1 pseudogene is annotated in these 379 nt (G+C 40.9%); it reads right to left on the reverse strand.

What is annotated here, in order from left to right:
- A pseudogene (locus HY58_RS18555) lies at positions 1 to 354 on the reverse strand (hypothetical protein); the annotation flags it as partial.
- Positions 355 to 379: the final 25 nt, after the last annotated feature.

Here is a 379-nt window from a genome sequence, read left to right on the forward strand (position 1 = left end):
ATGTGCATAGTAGGAAAATTTATATGGAACCTTGGCTTCATCCATCATTCCGTTAACCAGCGAAGAGCCTGCTTTATATAAAGACCGCTCAATACAGTCATCATTTAGCTTTTCGTGTAAACCGCCCTGCATGGCACAAATCATGCAATTATAAGATGACTGCTCAACTATATGGCCTTCCCTCAATAGCCATTCCTTAATAGGATCCTCTAACGCTAATTCTGCTAATACTCTTACAATTTTTATCTTCTGAAACCCATCCACCCGCTTCGCCATATACCACAAATCTGAAGCAGGATCATCGGATAACCTGCAAATGGCTGACGCGGCATATTCTGTAAAGAAATTATGCATTCCCAATAGTTTAAGCTCATCCACC

Source organism: Flavihumibacter sp. ZG627, from assembly GCF_000814325.1.
GTDB lineage: Bacteria > Bacteroidota > Bacteroidia > Chitinophagales > Chitinophagaceae > Flavihumibacter.